This is a genomic window from Actinoplanes sp. NPDC051405, assembly GCF_055586185.1.
Window position 1 is genome coordinate 263158 of sequence record NZ_JBVJIR010000005.1, and the last position, 13810, is coordinate 276967.

15 protein-coding genes are annotated in these 13810 nt (G+C 72.3%); 8 read left to right on the forward strand and 7 right to left on the reverse strand.

All coding sequences use genetic code 11. The annotated features are described in order from the left end of the window. Nucleotides 1-376 precede the first annotated feature (376 nt). Genes ACZ6S4_RS13920 through ACZ6S4_RS13940 form a run of 5 tightly spaced genes read left to right on the forward strand, consistent with a single transcriptional unit; the run spans nt 377 to nt 5355 of the window. Nucleotides 377-2878, forward strand: coding sequence for a sensor histidine kinase (locus ACZ6S4_RS13920; protein ID WP_465475277.1), 2502 nt, complete (start codon nt 377-379; stop codon nt 2876-2878). Between the two features lie 45 nt (nt 2879-2923). Further along, nucleotides 2924-3349: a roadblock/LC7 domain-containing protein gene (locus tag ACZ6S4_RS13925; RefSeq protein ID WP_125804641.1), complete on the forward strand. Its 426-nt coding sequence runs from the start codon at nt 2924-2926 to the stop codon at nt 3347-3349. A 32-nt stretch (nt 3350-3381) separates the two neighbouring features. Then, nucleotides 3382-3786 (forward strand): DUF742 domain-containing protein, encoded by a 405-nt coding sequence (locus ACZ6S4_RS13930; protein WP_246595443.1) that lies wholly within the window; start codon nt 3382-3384, stop codon nt 3784-3786. After that, nucleotides 3767-4372 (forward strand): GTP-binding protein, encoded by a 606-nt coding sequence (locus ACZ6S4_RS13935; RefSeq protein ID WP_360547038.1) that lies wholly within the window; start codon nt 3767-3769, stop codon nt 4370-4372. Before ACZ6S4_RS13930 ends, ACZ6S4_RS13935 begins: the two co-directional genes overlap by 20 nt. A gap of 29 nt (nt 4373-4401) precedes the next feature. Further along, the gene (locus ACZ6S4_RS13940) at nt 4402-5355 is read left to right on the forward strand and encodes an ABC transporter substrate-binding protein (protein WP_465475278.1); all 954 of its coding nucleotides are present in this window, start codon (nt 4402-4404) and stop codon (nt 5353-5355) included. A gap of 24 nt (nt 5356-5379) precedes the next feature. Here ACZ6S4_RS13940 and ACZ6S4_RS13945 read toward each other — a convergent pair whose 3' ends face one another. Together ACZ6S4_RS13945 and ACZ6S4_RS13950 are read right to left on the reverse strand one after the other, a co-directional pair. Continuing rightward, nucleotides 5380-5604 carry a hypothetical protein gene (locus ACZ6S4_RS13945; RefSeq protein ID WP_465475279.1) on the reverse strand — a complete coding sequence of 75 codons (225 nt, stop codon included), beginning with the start codon at nt 5602-5604 and terminating at the stop codon, nt 5380-5382. 105 nt (nt 5605-5709) lie between these two features. After that, nucleotides 5710-5892: a hypothetical protein gene (locus ACZ6S4_RS13950; protein WP_360824957.1), complete on the reverse strand. Its 183-nt coding sequence runs from the start codon at nt 5890-5892 to the stop codon at nt 5710-5712. Between the two features lie 119 nt (nt 5893-6011). Here ACZ6S4_RS13950 and ACZ6S4_RS13955 point away from each other — a divergent pair, with 119 nt between their 5' ends. Both ACZ6S4_RS13955 and ACZ6S4_RS13960 read left to right on the forward strand, forming a co-directional pair. Then, nucleotides 6012-6977 (forward strand): RNA polymerase subunit sigma-70, encoded by a 966-nt coding sequence (locus ACZ6S4_RS13955; RefSeq protein ID WP_465475280.1) that lies wholly within the window; start codon nt 6012-6014, stop codon nt 6975-6977. Nucleotides 6978-7003: 26 nt separating this feature from the next. After that, nucleotides 7004-7750 (forward strand): SDR family oxidoreductase, encoded by a 747-nt coding sequence (locus ACZ6S4_RS13960; protein WP_465475281.1) that lies wholly within the window; start codon nt 7004-7006, stop codon nt 7748-7750. Here ACZ6S4_RS13960 and egtD read toward each other — a convergent pair. The 5 genes from egtD to ACZ6S4_RS13985 all read right to left on the reverse strand — a co-directional run bounded on the left by egtD (nt 7747) and on the right by ACZ6S4_RS13985 (nt 12828). Beyond that, nucleotides 7747-8712, reverse strand: a complete 966-nt coding sequence (gene egtD, locus ACZ6S4_RS13965; protein ID WP_465475282.1) for an L-histidine N(alpha)-methyltransferase — start codon at nt 8710-8712, stop codon at nt 7747-7749. The genes ACZ6S4_RS13960 and egtD overlap by 4 nt on opposite strands. Continuing rightward, nucleotides 8709-9458 (reverse strand): ergothioneine biosynthesis protein EgtC, encoded by a 750-nt coding sequence (egtC, locus tag ACZ6S4_RS13970; protein WP_465475283.1) that lies wholly within the window; start codon nt 9456-9458, stop codon nt 8709-8711. The genes egtD and egtC overlap by 4 nt, the downstream gene beginning before the upstream one ends. After that, nucleotides 9458-10765: an ergothioneine biosynthesis protein EgtB gene (gene egtB / locus ACZ6S4_RS13975; protein WP_465475284.1), complete on the reverse strand. Its 1308-nt coding sequence runs from the start codon at nt 10763-10765 to the stop codon at nt 9458-9460. Before egtB ends, egtC begins: the two co-directional genes overlap by 1 nt. Continuing rightward, a complete protein-coding gene (gene egtA / locus ACZ6S4_RS13980) occupies nt 10762-12000 on the reverse strand; it encodes an ergothioneine biosynthesis glutamate--cysteine ligase EgtA (protein WP_465475285.1) in 1239 nt (412 codons plus the stop codon). Before egtA ends, egtB begins: the two co-directional genes overlap by 4 nt. Before the next feature lie 87 nt (nt 12001-12087). Beyond that, nucleotides 12088-12828, reverse strand: a complete 741-nt coding sequence (locus ACZ6S4_RS13985; protein ID WP_465475286.1) for a class I SAM-dependent methyltransferase — start codon at nt 12826-12828, stop codon at nt 12088-12090. On the opposite strand from ACZ6S4_RS13985, the gene ACZ6S4_RS13990 reads away from it, so the two are divergent. Next, nucleotides 12827-13807 (forward strand): hypothetical protein, encoded by a 981-nt coding sequence (locus ACZ6S4_RS13990; protein ID WP_465475287.1) that lies wholly within the window; start codon nt 12827-12829, stop codon nt 13805-13807. The two genes, ACZ6S4_RS13985 and ACZ6S4_RS13990, sit on opposite strands and share 2 nt — an antisense overlap. Nucleotides 13808-13810: the final 3 nt, after the last annotated feature.

The window sequence follows — 13810 nt, forward strand, 5'->3', positions numbered from 1 at the left end:
CGCACTGTCCGACGGGGGCCGCGAGTGCTGTGCTGTGCTCACTCGCGACCCCCGAGGGGCCCCGCCGGAGTGACGATGTGGCTTTGCTTCGTGATCGAAATCTGATTGCAACCTTCCGGCAGGACCCTGATGCCCTTCATCAATGATCCGATCTACCCACCGGTCCTCAAGCTGATCTTGCGCCGGTACGAATGCGGTAATCCCGCATTCCACGGCGGTACATAGTGGACTTACGACTCAGCTCATCGCTACGGTTCCCCCCATCGCGGCAGACAGATACCGCCGCCACCCGACGAAGGAGAAATCGCGTGTCCGCACGGAGTCGTCCGGTCGTAGACCTCACCGCCGGCCGCGTTGCTCCTGGAACGGATCGTCGATGAAGATCCCCCGCCCGCGCCAGGCCCACCACGACGCCGACACTGTCGCGCCGGTGACCGGGGGAGAGGCCGGCGCTCCGGCCCCCCGGCCGGCCCGCTCCGGCGGCACGATCCGCCGCCGCGTCGTCCGTACGCTGACCCTGCCCGTCGTCGCGGTCCTCGTGCTGCTGGGCGTCATCACCGTCACCGAGGTCGACAACTACCGAACGGCTGCTGCCTCCGCGCGCGCCGTCACCCTCGTCCTCGCGGTGCAGGACCTCGTGCAGGAGCTGCAGACCGAGCGCGGTCTCACCGCCGGTCTGCTCGGTGGCAACGTCGGCTTCCGCGCCGAGCTGGCCCCGGCCCGCAAGCGCGTCGACGACCAGCGCGCCAAGGTCGAGGATCTGATCTCCGAAGGTGGCGTCGCCCAGGACCGGGTCGCCACCGCAGTCCGTGAGCTGGACGGCCTCGCGGGCGTCCGGGCCGGCACCGACGCCGGAGCCGCCGACCGCGCCCCGACGTTCACCTTCTACACAGGTCGCATCGCCGAGCTGAGCAACGTCGACTACGGCCTGGACAGCTCCGCCGACCCCGCCCTGCGCCGCGGTGTCTCCGCGCTGGAGGCCCTCGGTGACGCCAAGGAGAGCACCGCCCAGGAGCGGGCCTTCCTCAACGGTGTGTTCTCGGCCAGCGGTTTCAACCGCGGTGAGTTCCTGCAGTTCGTCACCATGCGCTCGGCCAAGGACGCGGCGCTGGCCACGTTCACCCGCTACGCGGACGACACCCAGCGCAAGGCCAAGGACTACGTGCTCGGCACCGGCGCCGCGCAGACCGCCACCTACTTCGAGCAGGTGGCGCTGAACGCCGGCGACGGCCGCAACCTCCAGGTCAACCCGCAGTCCTGGTGGTCGTCGCAGACCACCGTGCTGGACGACATGCTCCAGCTGCAGCAGCACGTCGGCTCGGTCATCCGGGCCCGGGCCGCCACGCTGCAGGACGACGCCACGCAGCGGATGGGCCTGCTGCTCGGCGCCGTGATCATCTGCTTCATCGGCTCGGTGTACCTGGCCACCATCGCGTCGCGCTCGATCGCCGCGCCGCTGGCCACCCTGGCCGACGAGGCCAACCGGCTGGCCGGTGAGCGGCTGCCCGAGGCGGTCCGCAAGGCGACCTCCGGCGATGACGACGCGCCGCCGCTGACCGTCGCGGTGCCCGCGGGCGCCAGCGACGAGGTCCGGCTCGTCGCCGACGCGCTGGACCGGGTGCAGGCCACCGCGTACTCGCTGGCCACCGAGCAGGCGATGCTGCGGCGCAGCACCACCGAGTCGCTGGCCAACCTCGGCCGCCGCAACCAGAACCTGCTGCGCCGCCAGCTGGGCTTCATCACCAGCCTGGAACGCGAGGAGTCCGACCCGACCGGACTGGCCAACCTCTTCGAGCTCGACCACCTGGCCACCCGCATGCGCCGTAACGCGGAAAGCCTGCTGGTTCTCGTCGGCGCGGCCAGCCCCCGGCAGTGGTCCGAGCCGCTGCCCATCGCCGATGTCATCCGCGCCGCCGTCTCGGAGGTCGAGGAGTACCGCCGGGTCGCCCTGCGCCGCGTCGACGACGCGCTCGTGGCCGGCGCGGTCGTCAGCGGTGTCGCCCATATGCTCGCCGAGCTGGTCGAGAACGGGCTCGCCTTCTCCCCGCCGGACGCCGACGTGGAGATCCAGGGCCGCCGGATCGGCGACAGCTACCTGATCGCCATCACCGACCAGGGCATCGGCATGAGCCGCGCCGACCTGGACCTGGCCAACCAGCGACTGCGCGGCGAGGGCGACTTCATCACCGCGCCGACCCGCTTCCTCGGCCACTACGTGGTCGGCCGGCTCGCCACCGACATGGACATCGACGTGCAGCTGGCGCCGTCCCCGGTGACCGGCGTGACGGCGCGGATCGTGCTGCCGCCGTCCATCGTGGCCGGTGTCCAGGCCGTCAGCGCCCCGGCGCCCCAGCCCCGGCTGACCCCGGAGGAGCGCCGGCCGCTGGAGGCCCCGCGGGCGCTGGAAGCGTCGGACCCGGCGGCGACCCAGGTCCTCACCCTGCCGCCGGCCGCGCCGCCGCCGCCCGCGACGGACGGCCGGATCCGGCCCGGCAAGATCGAGTACGTCACCGTGCCCGGCAGCCCAGCCGTACGGCGTCAGCCGCCGTCTCCCGCCGAGCAGCAGCAGCCGGCCACCGCGGGCTCGCCGACCGCGCGCTACGAAGAGGCGATGACCGCCTCGACGCTCGGGATGGACATGTACTCCTTCGCGCCACCGCCGGACCAGGCCGACCGCACCCCGAACGGCCTGAAGAAGCGAGCACCGCGGGCCCGCAAGGCGACGTCGGCACCCGCCCAGCCCGCCGGCGCGGTCCCCACCCGGACGGCCGAGCGACCCGCGCCCGTCAGCGACTCGCCGGACGAGGTGCGCGCCCGGCTCACCGCCTTCCGCAGCGGCATGCAGCGCGGCAGCAACGACGCCACCGACCGACCATGACCGCCGCCCCTCCCCACCCCCGCGACGAGGCCGAAAGAAGTTCCCATGAGCGTTGACACGTCTGCCGACCGGCACCAGTTCAACTGGCTGCTGGGCAACTTCGTCCACCAGACCGACGGGGTCCGCGACGCGGTCGCGGTGTCCTCCGACGGCCTGCTGATCGCCAGCTCCGACGGGCTGAGCCGGGCCGAGGCCGACCATCTGGCGGCGATCGTGTCGAGCCTGGCCAGCGTCGCGCGCAGCGCCTCCCGGCGCTACGACTTCGACGGGCTCAAGCTCATCATGATCGAGATGCGGCGGGGCTTCCTGCTGGTGTCGGTCATCGCCGGCGGCAGCTGTCTGGGTGTCGTCGCGGGCGGCGACAGCGACGTGGGTCTCGTCGGCTACGAGATATCCCTGTTGGCGGAGAGGTTCGGCGCCCTGCTCACCCCGGCGCTGATCTCCGAATCCCGGCAGTACCTGCCGCGATGAGTCACAGGGGGGAGTGGGGGCCGGACCCTCGCATGATCCCGTACGCGGAGCCGGTCGTGCCCTCCCGGCGGGAGCCCCCGCCCGCGCCGGCCCACGCGGCCGCGGAACCGGGTGACGACCTGGTCGTCCGCCCCTTCATGCTGACCGGCGGGCGCACCCGCCCGCTGCACGACGGGCTGCGGATCGAGACCCTGCTGCACGCGGCCCCGGCCGCGTTGTCGGCTCCGCTGCGTTTCGAATCGCGGCGCATCGTCGAATTGTGTCAGGCACCGATGTCCATCGCGGACCTCTCGGTGGCTCTGCGGGTGCCGCTCGGCGTGGTCCGGGTCATCGTCGCCGACCTGGTGACGGACGGCTACCTGCGGATCGAGGAGCAGCTCGGGGAGCTCCCCATCGCATTGATCGAGAGGATCAGGGATCGTGTTCGGGCGCTCTAGTGAGCCGGCGCCGCTGCCGCCGGTGGCGGTCAAGATCGTCATCAGTGGCGGCTTCGGTGTCGGCAAGACCACCTTCGTCGGTGCCATCTCGGAGATCGAGCCGCTGGTCACCGAGGCCGAGATGACCGAGCGGTCGATCGGCATCGACGACACCTCGGCGGTGTCGGGCAAGACCACCACCACGGTGGCCCTCGACTTCGGCCGCATCACGCTCGACGACGCGCTGCTGCTCTACCTGTTCGGCACGCCCGGGCAGGACCGGTTCGCCTTCCTCTGGGACGACCTGGTCGACGGCGCGCTGGGCGCGATCGTGCTGCTGGACACCCGGCGCATCGAGGACTGCTTCCCGGCGATCGACTACTTCGAGGAGCATGACATCCCCTTCCTGATCGGGGTCAACACCTTCGACCAGTCCCAGCGCTTCGACCTCGAGGAGGTCCGCGACGCGCTGGGCATCGACCCGAGCGTGCCGGTGCTGGAGTGCGACGCGCGCTATCGCGAGTCGGTGAAGCACATCCTGGTCGCCCTGACCGAGGAGGTCCTGGCCAAGCGGCTGAGCCGGGAACGGCCGGTGCCGACGTGGTGAAGCCGCTCATGACTGTGAAACGGAGAACGATGCGCGCACGCACCGCGGCCGCCCTGGTGAGCGTGCTGGCCCTGACCGCCTGCGGCAACTCGTCCGAGGCGATCGTCGCCCCGCCCGGCGTCGAGCGCACCTCCTGCGGCACCGTGTCGATCGCGGTGAACCCCTGGGTCGGGTACGCCGCCAACGTCGCGGTGGTCAGCTACCTGCTCAAGCAGGAACTGGGCTGCACGGTGGTGGAGAAGGACCTCACCGAGGACGCCTCGTGGGAGGGCCTGGCCAGCGGCGAGGTCGACGCCATCCTGGAGAACTGGGGTCACGACGACCTCAAGAAGACCTACATCGACGACAAGAAGGTCGCGGTCGAGCAGGGTCTCACCGGCAACAAGGGCGTCATCGGCTGGTACGTGCCGCCGTGGATGGCCAAGGAGTACCCGGACATCACGAAGTGGAAGAACCTCAACAAGTACGCCGACGAGTTCAAGACGAACAAGTCCGACGGCAAGGGTCAGCTGCTCGGCGGTGACCCGTCGTTCGTCACCAACGACGCCGCGCTGATCAAGAACCTGAAGCTGGACTTCACGGTGGTCTACGCGGGCAGCGAGGACGCGCTCATCGCGGAGTTCCAGCGGGCCGAGAAGGACAAGAAGCCGCTGATCGGCTACTTCTACACGCCGCAGTGGCTGCTGTCGGAGATCAAGCTGGTGCACATCCCGCTGCCGATCTACAAGCCCGGCTGTGACTCCGACCCCAAGACGGTGGCGTGCGACTACCAGCCGTACGACCTCGACAAGATCGCCCGCAAGGCGTTCGTCGACTCGGGCAGCCCGGCGGCCGACCTGATCAAGAACTTCCGGTGGACCAACGACGACCAGAACCAGGTCGCCCGGGACATCACCGTCAAGAAGCTGTCCCGCGACGACGCGGCCAAGCGCTGGCTGGACGCGAACCGTGCCACCTGGCAGGAGTGGCTGCCGGCCCGCTGAGCACCGATCGGCTGAGGGGCGGGATCAGGTGGTGGCCCGGCCGAGGACCAGGACCGTGTGGACGCCGGTGAACAGGCCGCTGTCGTCGGGGTCGGCGCGCGCCCAGTCCACCGGGCGGTCGTCGACGGTCTGAGCGGGATCGACGGCTTGCATGATGCGGTCGATGGCCTGCTGCTGCGGCGGTTCGGCGTACCCGTGGCGGTTGTGGAAGATCGCCAGCGTGCCGCGCGGCACCAGGGCCGCGTGCACCCGCCGGCCGCGGGTCGCCGGACGTCGTCGTACAGGGCAGCGACCTCACCGAAGACTCGCGACATGCCGCCACCCTAGTTGTGCGCCGGTCACCACTGGCCGGGCTCAGGGTGAGGGGCTCGGGGCCGGCCTGGGGGAACCCGGCCGGTCGCAGGCCACGCCGACGGCGAGCAGACCGAGCAGGCTGGTGAGCAGCAGGACAGCGACGGCGAGCTCCACCTTGTCGCGCCGCCGGACGTGGTGTCGCGGCCGGACGGGCTCGGGGTCGTACCATGAGGATTCCGACACCGGTCCAGTCTCGTGGCCGCCGTCGCCGAGGTCGATCGGTGAAAGAACCAAAAAGATCTGACCTCTTTCGGCGCCACTCGGGCGGCCGTTCGCTCGTTGTGCTCTGGTTCCATGGTCGGATGGATCAGACGGCCCTGCTCGCGGCCGCCCGCTCGGGCGACGCCGACGCCTTCGGCAGACTCGTCGGCGGGCACCGCGCCGAGCTGCTCGCGCACTGCTACCGGATGCTCGGCTCGCTGCACGACGCCGAGGACGTCCTGCAGGAGTCGCTCGTGCGGGCGTGGCGCGGGCTGTCCACGTTCCGGGCCGGCGCCCTGCGGCCGTGGCTCTTCCGGATCGCCACCAACCGTTGTCTCACCCTCATCGAGCAGCGGGCCCGCAGAGAACTGCCCGCCGATCTCGGGCCGGGGGCGCCGCTCACCGAGGTGGCCTGGCTGGAGCCGTACCCGGACCGGCGGCTCGGCCCGGCGGCGACCGCCGAGCAGCGGGAGAGCATCGGGCTGGCGTTCGTCGCCGCGCTGCAGCACCTCTCCGGGTCGCAGCGGGCCGCGTTGCTGCTGCGTGAGGTGCTCGGCTTCTCCGCCGCCGAGGTCGCGGCCCAGCTCGGCACGACCGTGGCGGCCGTCAACAGCAGCCTGCAGCGCGCCCGCGCCGCCCTGGCCGAGCGGCGGCCCGCGCCCGGCGATCCGGTCCCGGCCGAGGCCGACATCAAAGACCTGGCTGACCGGTACGCGTCCGCGTGGCAAGCCGCGGACGTCGACACGATCGTGGCCCTGCTGACCGACGACGCCACGTACTCGATGCCGCCGCTGCCCGAGTGGTACCGCGGGCGGGCCGCCATCCGCGAGTTCCTGCTGGCCGGCCCTTTGCAACATCGGTGGCTCTTCCGGCCCGCGCATGCCAACGGTCAGCTCGCCTTCGGCACGTACCTGTGGGACGAGAAACGGCAGGCGTACGTCTGGGCCGGGCTCGATGTGCTGCGCCTCGACGGGACGGGCATCGCCGAGGTGGTCTCGTTCCTCACCGACGGGTTGCACCGCGAATTCGGTCTGCCCGATGAGTTCGCGGCCCAGCCCGGGTTGTAGAGGGGAGAGAGAGAAGGAGACGACACATGATGCTCGACGGCAGAACGGCAATCATCTACGGCGGCGGCGGATCCATCGGTGGCGCGATCGCCCGGGCGTACGCGGCCCAGGGCGCCCGGGTCTTCCTCGCCGGCCGGACCCGCGCCACCCTGGCCGCGGTGGCCGAACCGATCGGTGCGCAGATCGCCGAGGTCGACGCCCTGGACGAGCGAGCGGTCGACGCGCACGCCGACGAGGTGGCGGCGGCCACCGGCGGCATCGACATCTCGGTCAACGTGATCGGCGACAGCGACGTGCAGGGTACGGCCATGGTCGACATGCCGGTCGAGGATTATCTGAGCCCGGTCGTCACCTCCGTACGCTCGAAGTTCCTGACCGCCCGGGCCGCCGCCCGGCACATGAAGCCCCGGCGATCCGGGGTGATCCTGACCTTCGGTGGCTCCGGCGACCGCACCGCGGCGGGCCGGTATCTGCTCGGCGGCCTGGTCACCGGCTTCGAGGCGATCGAGGCGATGCGCCGGCAGCTCGCCACCGAGCTGGGCCCGTACGGGATCCGGGTGCTCACCCTGCAGACCGGCGGCGTGCCGGAGGCGATCCCGGCCGCCTTCGAGGGTCGCGCGGCGATCGAGGCGGAGCTGACGGGGCAGACTCTGCTCGGCCGCACGGCGACCCTCACCGACGTCGGACATGTGGCGGTCTTCGCCGCCTCGGACCGGGCCCGCACGATCACCGGCGCCGCCCTCAACATGACCTGCGGCGCCGTCCTGGATTAGGCCGCCTGGATCAGGGACACCGCGAAGAGGTTCGCCGGGTCGGTCCAGAAATGGCGCAGCGCGAAGCCCGCCGCGGCCAGCTCGGCGGAGAGCCCGTCCCGGCGGAACTTCGCCGAGATCTCGGTGCGCAGTTCCTCGCCGGCGGCGAAGTCCACGGTCAGGTCCAGATCGCGGATGTGTACGCGCTGGGCCGAGCCGGCCCGCAGCCGCATCTCGATCCACTCCTGCTCGGCGTTCCAGAGCGCGACGTGGGCGAACGCGTCCACGTCGAAGTCGGCGCCCAGCCGGTGGTTGACCACCCGCAGCACGTTGCGGTTGAACTCGGCGGTGACCCCGGCCGCGTCGTCGTACGCGGGCACGACGATCGCCGGGTCCTTGACCAGGTCGGTGCCGAGCAGCAGCCATTCCCCGGGTTGCAGCACGGCCCGCAGCCGGGACAGGAACTCGGCACGTTCGGCCGGGACCAGGTTGCCGATGGTGCCGCCGAGGAACGCCACCATCCGGTTGTCGCCGTCCGGGATGTGCGCCAGGTGCCGGGTCAGGTCGCCGACGACACCGCGGACCGCCAGCCCGGGGTAGCGCACGGCGAGCCGGTCGACGGCCTCGCCCAGCGCGGAGGCCGACACGTCGAGCGGGACGAAGGCGCCCAGCGTGCCGTGCGCGAGCAGCGCGTCCAGCAGCAGCACCGTCTTCTCCGAGGAACCCGAGCCCAGCTCGACCAGGGTCTTCGCCTCGGTGATGCGGGCGATCGCGGCGGCGTGCTCGGTGAGGATCGCACGTTCCGTACGAGTCGGGTAGTACTCGGGCAGCCGGGTGATGTCCTCGAACAGCTCGCTGCCCCGGGCGTCGTAGAACCATTTCGGGGGCAGCCACTTCGGGGTCGCGGTCAGCCCGGCGGCCACGTCGCCGCGCAGCGTACGGTCGAGGTCCTGATCGTCGAGATGGATCTCCAGCGCGCTCATGATCTCCCTAAGACGGTGATGTCCAGACCGGACGGGGTGGCGACGAGCAGACTGCCGTCCGGCACGGCTCGCCAGGCCGGGCCGGGATCAAGGGGTTCGGAGCTGACCAGCACGGACGCGGGGCCGGTGCGCACGGACAGGGCGTGGCCGGCGGTGCTGGCGATGATCTGCTGCCCGTCGGTGAGCAGCAGGTTGAGCCGGGAGCCGGGCGCGGCCGCCGAGACCTCCACGACCGTCTCGGCCACCGCCCGCGCGGCCGGCACCCCGGCCCGCAGCCGGTCGCGGACCAGCGCCCAGAGCAGCGCCGCGTCGGTCGGGGCGTCGAGGGTCAGCAGGTCGCGCACCGGCAGCCGGGCGGCCGGCCCGGCCACCGAGTCGGGCCAGCCCCGCACGACACCGTTGTGGCTGAACAACCACGGTCCTTCGGCGAACGGCGCGGCCGCCGTCTCGACCACCGGCATGCCGAGGGTGGCCGAGCGGACCGCCGCCAGCACCCCGCCCGCCACGGTGTGGGCGGCGAGCGCCGGCAGGGCGGCGTCCGACCAGAGCGGGGCCGCGCTGCGGTAGCGCACCGGATCGGCGTTACCGCCCGGATACCAGGCCACGCCGAAGCCGTCGGCGTTGATGGTGCCGCCGCCGCGCATGTCCTGCGGCGCCCACGCCTGCCGGGCGAGGGCGTGCGGCGCCTCGAACAGCAGCTCCGCCAGCGGTACGGGTGATCCGAGATAGGCCAGGTGCCGGCACATCAGTGGGTGCCGGGTCCGGCATCGCGGGCACAGCGGAAGCCGCTGAAGATCTGCCGCCGGATCGGGTGGTCCCAGTTGCGGAAGGTGCCCCGGCAGGCGGCCCGGTCGGTGCCGAACGAGCCACCGCGCAGCACCTGGTAGTCGCCGCCGAAGAACACCTGCGAATACTCCTCGTACGGGAACACAGCGAACCCCGGGTACGGGTGGAAGCCGGAACTCGTCCACTCCCACACGTCGCCGACGAGCTGGTGCACGCCCAGCGGCGAGGCACCGTCCGGATAGGCACCGACGGGCGCGGGCGACAGGTGGCGCTGGCCGAGGTTGGCGTGCCGAGCCTCCGGCGCCTCGTCGCCCCACGGGAATCGCCGGGAGCGGCCGGTCGCCGGGTCGTGCCGGGCCGCCTTCTCCCACTCGGCCTCGGTGGGCAGCCGGCGCCCGGCCCACGCCGCGTACGCCTCCGCCTCGAAGAAGCACACGTGCACGACCGGCTCGTCCGGCACGATCCGCTCGGTACGCCCGAACGCCGTGGCCGCCCAGCCGTCCCCGTCCCGCCGCCAGTGCAGCGGCGCGGTCAGCCCGGCGGTCTGCCGGTGCGCCCAGCCCCGCTCGCTCCACCATTGCGGATCGTCGTAGCCGCCCGCGTTGATGAACTCCGCGTACCGGCCGTTGGTCACCGGGGCCGCGTCGATGAAGAAGGCGGGCACGTCCACGGTGTGCGCGGGCCGTTCGTTGTCCAGCGCCCACGGCTCGGTGTCGGTGCCCATGGCGAACGGGCCGCCCGGGATCAGCACCTCGCCGGCGACGGGCACCCGGGCCGGTGGCGGTGGATCGGCCGTCAGCACCGGCGCGCCGGCCCGCAGCTGGTGGGTGGCCAGCATGGTCTCGTCGTGCTGCTGCTCGTGCTGCACGATCATGCCGAAGGCGAACCCGTCGGCCAGCAACGGCCGGCTCTCGTCCAGCCGGACCCGGTCCAGCACGTCGAGGGCCTTGTCGCGCACCTGCTCCACGTAGGCGCGGGCCTCGGCCGGACCGAGCAGCGGCAACGCGGGCCGGTCGCTGCGCGGGTGCTTGAACGCGTCGTAGAGCTCGTCGATGTCGCGGCGTACCGGCTCGCGGCCGCCGACGTCGCGGACCAGCCAGAGCTCTTCCTGGTTGCCGACGTGGGCCAGGTCCCAGACCAGCGGCGACATGATCGGTGAGTGCTGCCGGACGAGGTCGGCGTCGTCCACGGCGTCGGTCAGCAGCGCCGTGCGGGCGCGGGCGCGCTCCAGCTCGGCGGCGACGGCGAGGCGCAGGTCCTGAGTCATCGGTGCGCGTCCTTCCGGGTGCCGGCGCGGTGCAGGCGCCGGTCGACGATGTCGGTGACCACGTCCCGCAGCGCGGGCGGTAGGCCGGTGCTGTCGAGGTTGCGGCAGGCAAGATCCAGCAGGTCCGTCGCGGTGCGCCGGATGTCGGGGTCGGCCAGCCCGGCGCGGGCGGCGGTCACCCACTGGCCGGCGGTGGCGGCCACGACGGCCCGGGCCGCGTCGGTGGTGGCGTCGTCGGCGAGCAGGGCCGCCACGACCGCGGCCGGGGCGATCCACTCCGTGCCGGGCTGGGTGTCGAGGTAGCGGACCTCGAGATAGCCGCGCGGGCGGACCGGCGGGAACAGCGTGCTGAGGTGATAGTCGAGGTCGTCCACCCGGGGCGGGCCGGGCAGCGCGCCGTCGATCCAGTCGGCGAAGGTCACCCTCGCCGGCACGTCCCACGACTGCTCGCCGCGGCGCACACACAGCACGGGTGCGGCCAGGGCGTAGTCGGCCCAGCCGGTGGCCAGATCGCCGGGGGTGCTGACCGGTCTGGTGCGGCGCGGGTCGATGCCGTACCAGGTGGCCATCCGGGCCGAGGCCCAGCCGGTGTCGCGGCCCGCGTGCCGGCCCGAGGTGGCGAAGGCGGCCAGCAACGCCGGCCCCGCTTCGTGCAGGGCTCCCCAGCGGTGCGGTAGCTGCTGCTCGGTGCCGGCGTCGAGACAGATCTGCAGGCCGGCGGTGCTGCACATCATGGTCCGGCCGTGCCGGCCGCGGGCGTCGAAGCTGCGCTGCATGGCGGCGTACCGCGGGGTCTGCAGCATGCGCCGGGGCGCCCGGTGCGGATCGAGGCCGGTCTCGCCCAGGACCAGGCCCGAACGGGCCAGCAGGGCGGTGAGGTGCGCCTGATCGGCGCTGAGGGATTCGTACAACTCGGTGAGGGAGCCGGCCGGTGCCGAGGAGATCTCGAGCTGGCCGCCGGGCTCGACGGTCACCGCGCCACCGCCGGGTAACAGTGCGCCGGGGTGGGGATTGCCGAGTGCGGTTGGTGCGTACTTGCCTAGGGCTGTGCGGAGGTCCGCGGCTTCCAGATAGGCCGCCGGGGCGTCCGAGCGATGAACGGTCCATTCCAACTCGACGCCGATGCGCCGAGGTGGGCCGGTCTTGAAGCAGATGCCGGAGATGTGATCGGCGGCCTGGGCGAGCTGCCGCAGGACGCCTTCGGACAACGGGCGCTTCGCACTGAAGGTAGCCATGCCCCTCCCCGGAGTAGTCAGTCCATCCGGACATTACCCACAACGGATCAGTCCGGACAGGTGGGCTGCGCCACTTTCACCGATTGTTCAGGGGCGGCCGGCCTGCACCAGGAACCGGTGCGCGGCGGCCGTGTAGTGGCCGTGTGTGCGGATCAGCGCGTCTATCCGGCGCAGGGCCCGCTCGTACCGCTGGGGAGTGAAATCGCGGATCTGCCACGGCACCGCGCGCAGCTGATAGACCAGCGCGCCGACGTCGTGGAAGGTCAGCGGCGGGCGTTCCTCGCGGACGTCGGTCACGATCAGTCCGGCCGCCTCCAGCGCCGCGACCGCCTCCGTCGCCGTCCAGCTCGTCGCGTACGGCGGCGGGGCGCCCAGCTCGGCGTTCAGGTCCCGCAGGTCGTCGCTGCCGACCTGCTGGCTCAGCAGCGTCCCACCGGGCTTGAGCAGGCGGGCGATGTCCTCGGCGGGCAACCGGCCGTGCCGGCTCAGCACCACGTCGAACTCGTTCTCCCCGCCCGGCAGCTCGGTGAGCACCGACACCCCGAACGGCGCCAGCCGGTCCCGCGCGACCGGCACATTCGGCGCCCAGCCCTCCACCGCGACGGTGTGCGGGGGCAGCGGCGCCAGCTCCACGAGCAGCTCACCGCCGCCGGTGTCCAGGTCCAGCAAGCTGCTCGCCTGCCGCAGCAGAGGACGGGCCAATTCGGGGTAGGACCAGGACGGATCCGAGCCGACCGCGCGGCCGTCGAGCCAAGCGAACTCCCACCCGGTGATCGGCACCCCGGCGGCCTCGCCGACGAGGTTGTCGTACTCCGCAGAAGAACGCATGCCCGACGGTAACCGGGTGGCTCCGGCCCGCGCGACCGGGATACGCCCGGTCTACGATCCGGACATGGTGCGCCTCGGCGGTCGGACGGAAGTTGCAGCGATCGATGCGCGACCGTTCCTCGCCGCCCTGCCCGAGCTGCTGGCCGGGTGGCGCGCACTGGTCTTCGTCGACGGCGTGGTCCGGCATCCGGTCACCGAGCGGGCCCACGGCGGGCTGCGGGTGATCGACGGCCGGCATCCGTACCCGGGCGTGGCCTACCGGCTGGTGCTGCGCGAGGACGCGGTGCCGGCACCGACGGCGGAGGAGGCGGCGGTCGCGGCCCGGCTGGTGCACGCCGATGCGATGGCCGCGACCGAGTGGGAGCGCGGGCGGATCGCGGCGGCCCGGGCCACCGGGCGGGTGGCGACAACCTGGCACACGTACGCGATCACGCTCGAAGCCGACGAGCGGGAACGGACATGCTTCACGGTGCACCACACCGACACGGACACCCGGGCGCGGGTCGAGCTGTCCCCCGGGCCGGTCGGCCTGGTGCTGGAGGTGCCGGACTGGCTCGGGGTCCGGGGGCTGCTCAGTGGGGTGGTGACCGTGCGGATGTCGGTCGATGCGAGCCGGCTGCCGCCGTACGGGAAGGAAGAGCCGCAGCTGGTCGCGACGGTGACCCACCCGCGGGCGCTGGCGACCGGGGAGCTGACGGTGGCCGCGGCCTCGCCGGGCCGCTGGTCGGTGACCACCCGGGCGAGTGCTCGCGGGGTGGGGTGGCTGCGGCCGCTCGTCGGGCTGATCGCGCCGCTGGTGAAGGGGCCGGTGCAGCGCGGGCTGGACGATTTTCTGGCGGCGTTGCCGGGGCGGTTCGAGGCTTTGAACAGGGAGATCACGGCGCGCTATCCGACGCCGCCGGATCCGCGGACGCTGGCCGGACAGGTGCTGGCCGACCTCGTCTCCGCTGTCCCGACAACCGTCCCCGCCCCGGCTTGACTC

What these genes read in the sequence shown, in the direction of transcription:
- ACZ6S4_RS13920 (WP_465475277.1), top strand. Translation starts at nt 377, where the DNA reads ATGAAGATCCCCCGCCCGCGCCAGGCCCACCACGACGCCGACACTGTC.
- ACZ6S4_RS13940 (WP_465475278.1), top strand. Translation starts at nt 4,402, where the DNA reads ATGCGCGCACGCACCGCGGCCGCCCTGGTGAGCGTGCTGGCCCTGACC.
- egtD (WP_465475282.1), bottom strand. Translation starts at nt 8,712, where the DNA reads ATGAGCGCGCTGGAGATCCATCTCGACGATCAGGACCTCGACCGTACG.
- ACZ6S4_RS13925 (WP_125804641.1), top strand. Translation starts at nt 2,924, where the DNA reads ATGAGCGTTGACACGTCTGCCGACCGGCACCAGTTCAACTGGCTGCTG.
- egtB (WP_465475284.1), bottom strand. Translation starts at nt 10,765, where the DNA reads ATGACTCAGGACCTGCGCCTCGCCGTCGCCGCCGAGCTGGAGCGCGCC.
- ACZ6S4_RS13985 (WP_465475286.1), bottom strand. Translation starts at nt 12,828, where the DNA reads ATGCGTTCTTCTGCGGAGTACGACAACCTCGTCGGCGAGGCCGCCGGG.
- ACZ6S4_RS13960 (WP_465475281.1), top strand. Translation starts at nt 7,004, where the DNA reads ATGATGCTCGACGGCAGAACGGCAATCATCTACGGCGGCGGCGGATCC.
- ACZ6S4_RS13930 (WP_246595443.1), top strand. Translation starts at nt 3,382, where the DNA reads ATGATCCCGTACGCGGAGCCGGTCGTGCCCTCCCGGCGGGAGCCCCCG.
- egtC (WP_465475283.1), bottom strand. Translation starts at nt 9,458, where the DNA reads ATGTGCCGGCACCTGGCCTATCTCGGATCACCCGTACCGCTGGCGGAG.
- ACZ6S4_RS13990 (WP_465475287.1), top strand. Translation starts at nt 12,827, where the DNA reads ATGCCCGACGGTAACCGGGTGGCTCCGGCCCGCGCGACCGGGATACGC.
- egtA (WP_465475285.1), bottom strand. Translation starts at nt 12,000, where the DNA reads ATGGCTACCTTCAGTGCGAAGCGCCCGTTGTCCGAAGGCGTCCTGCGG.
- ACZ6S4_RS13955 (WP_465475280.1), top strand. Translation starts at nt 6,012, where the DNA reads ATGGATCAGACGGCCCTGCTCGCGGCCGCCCGCTCGGGCGACGCCGAC.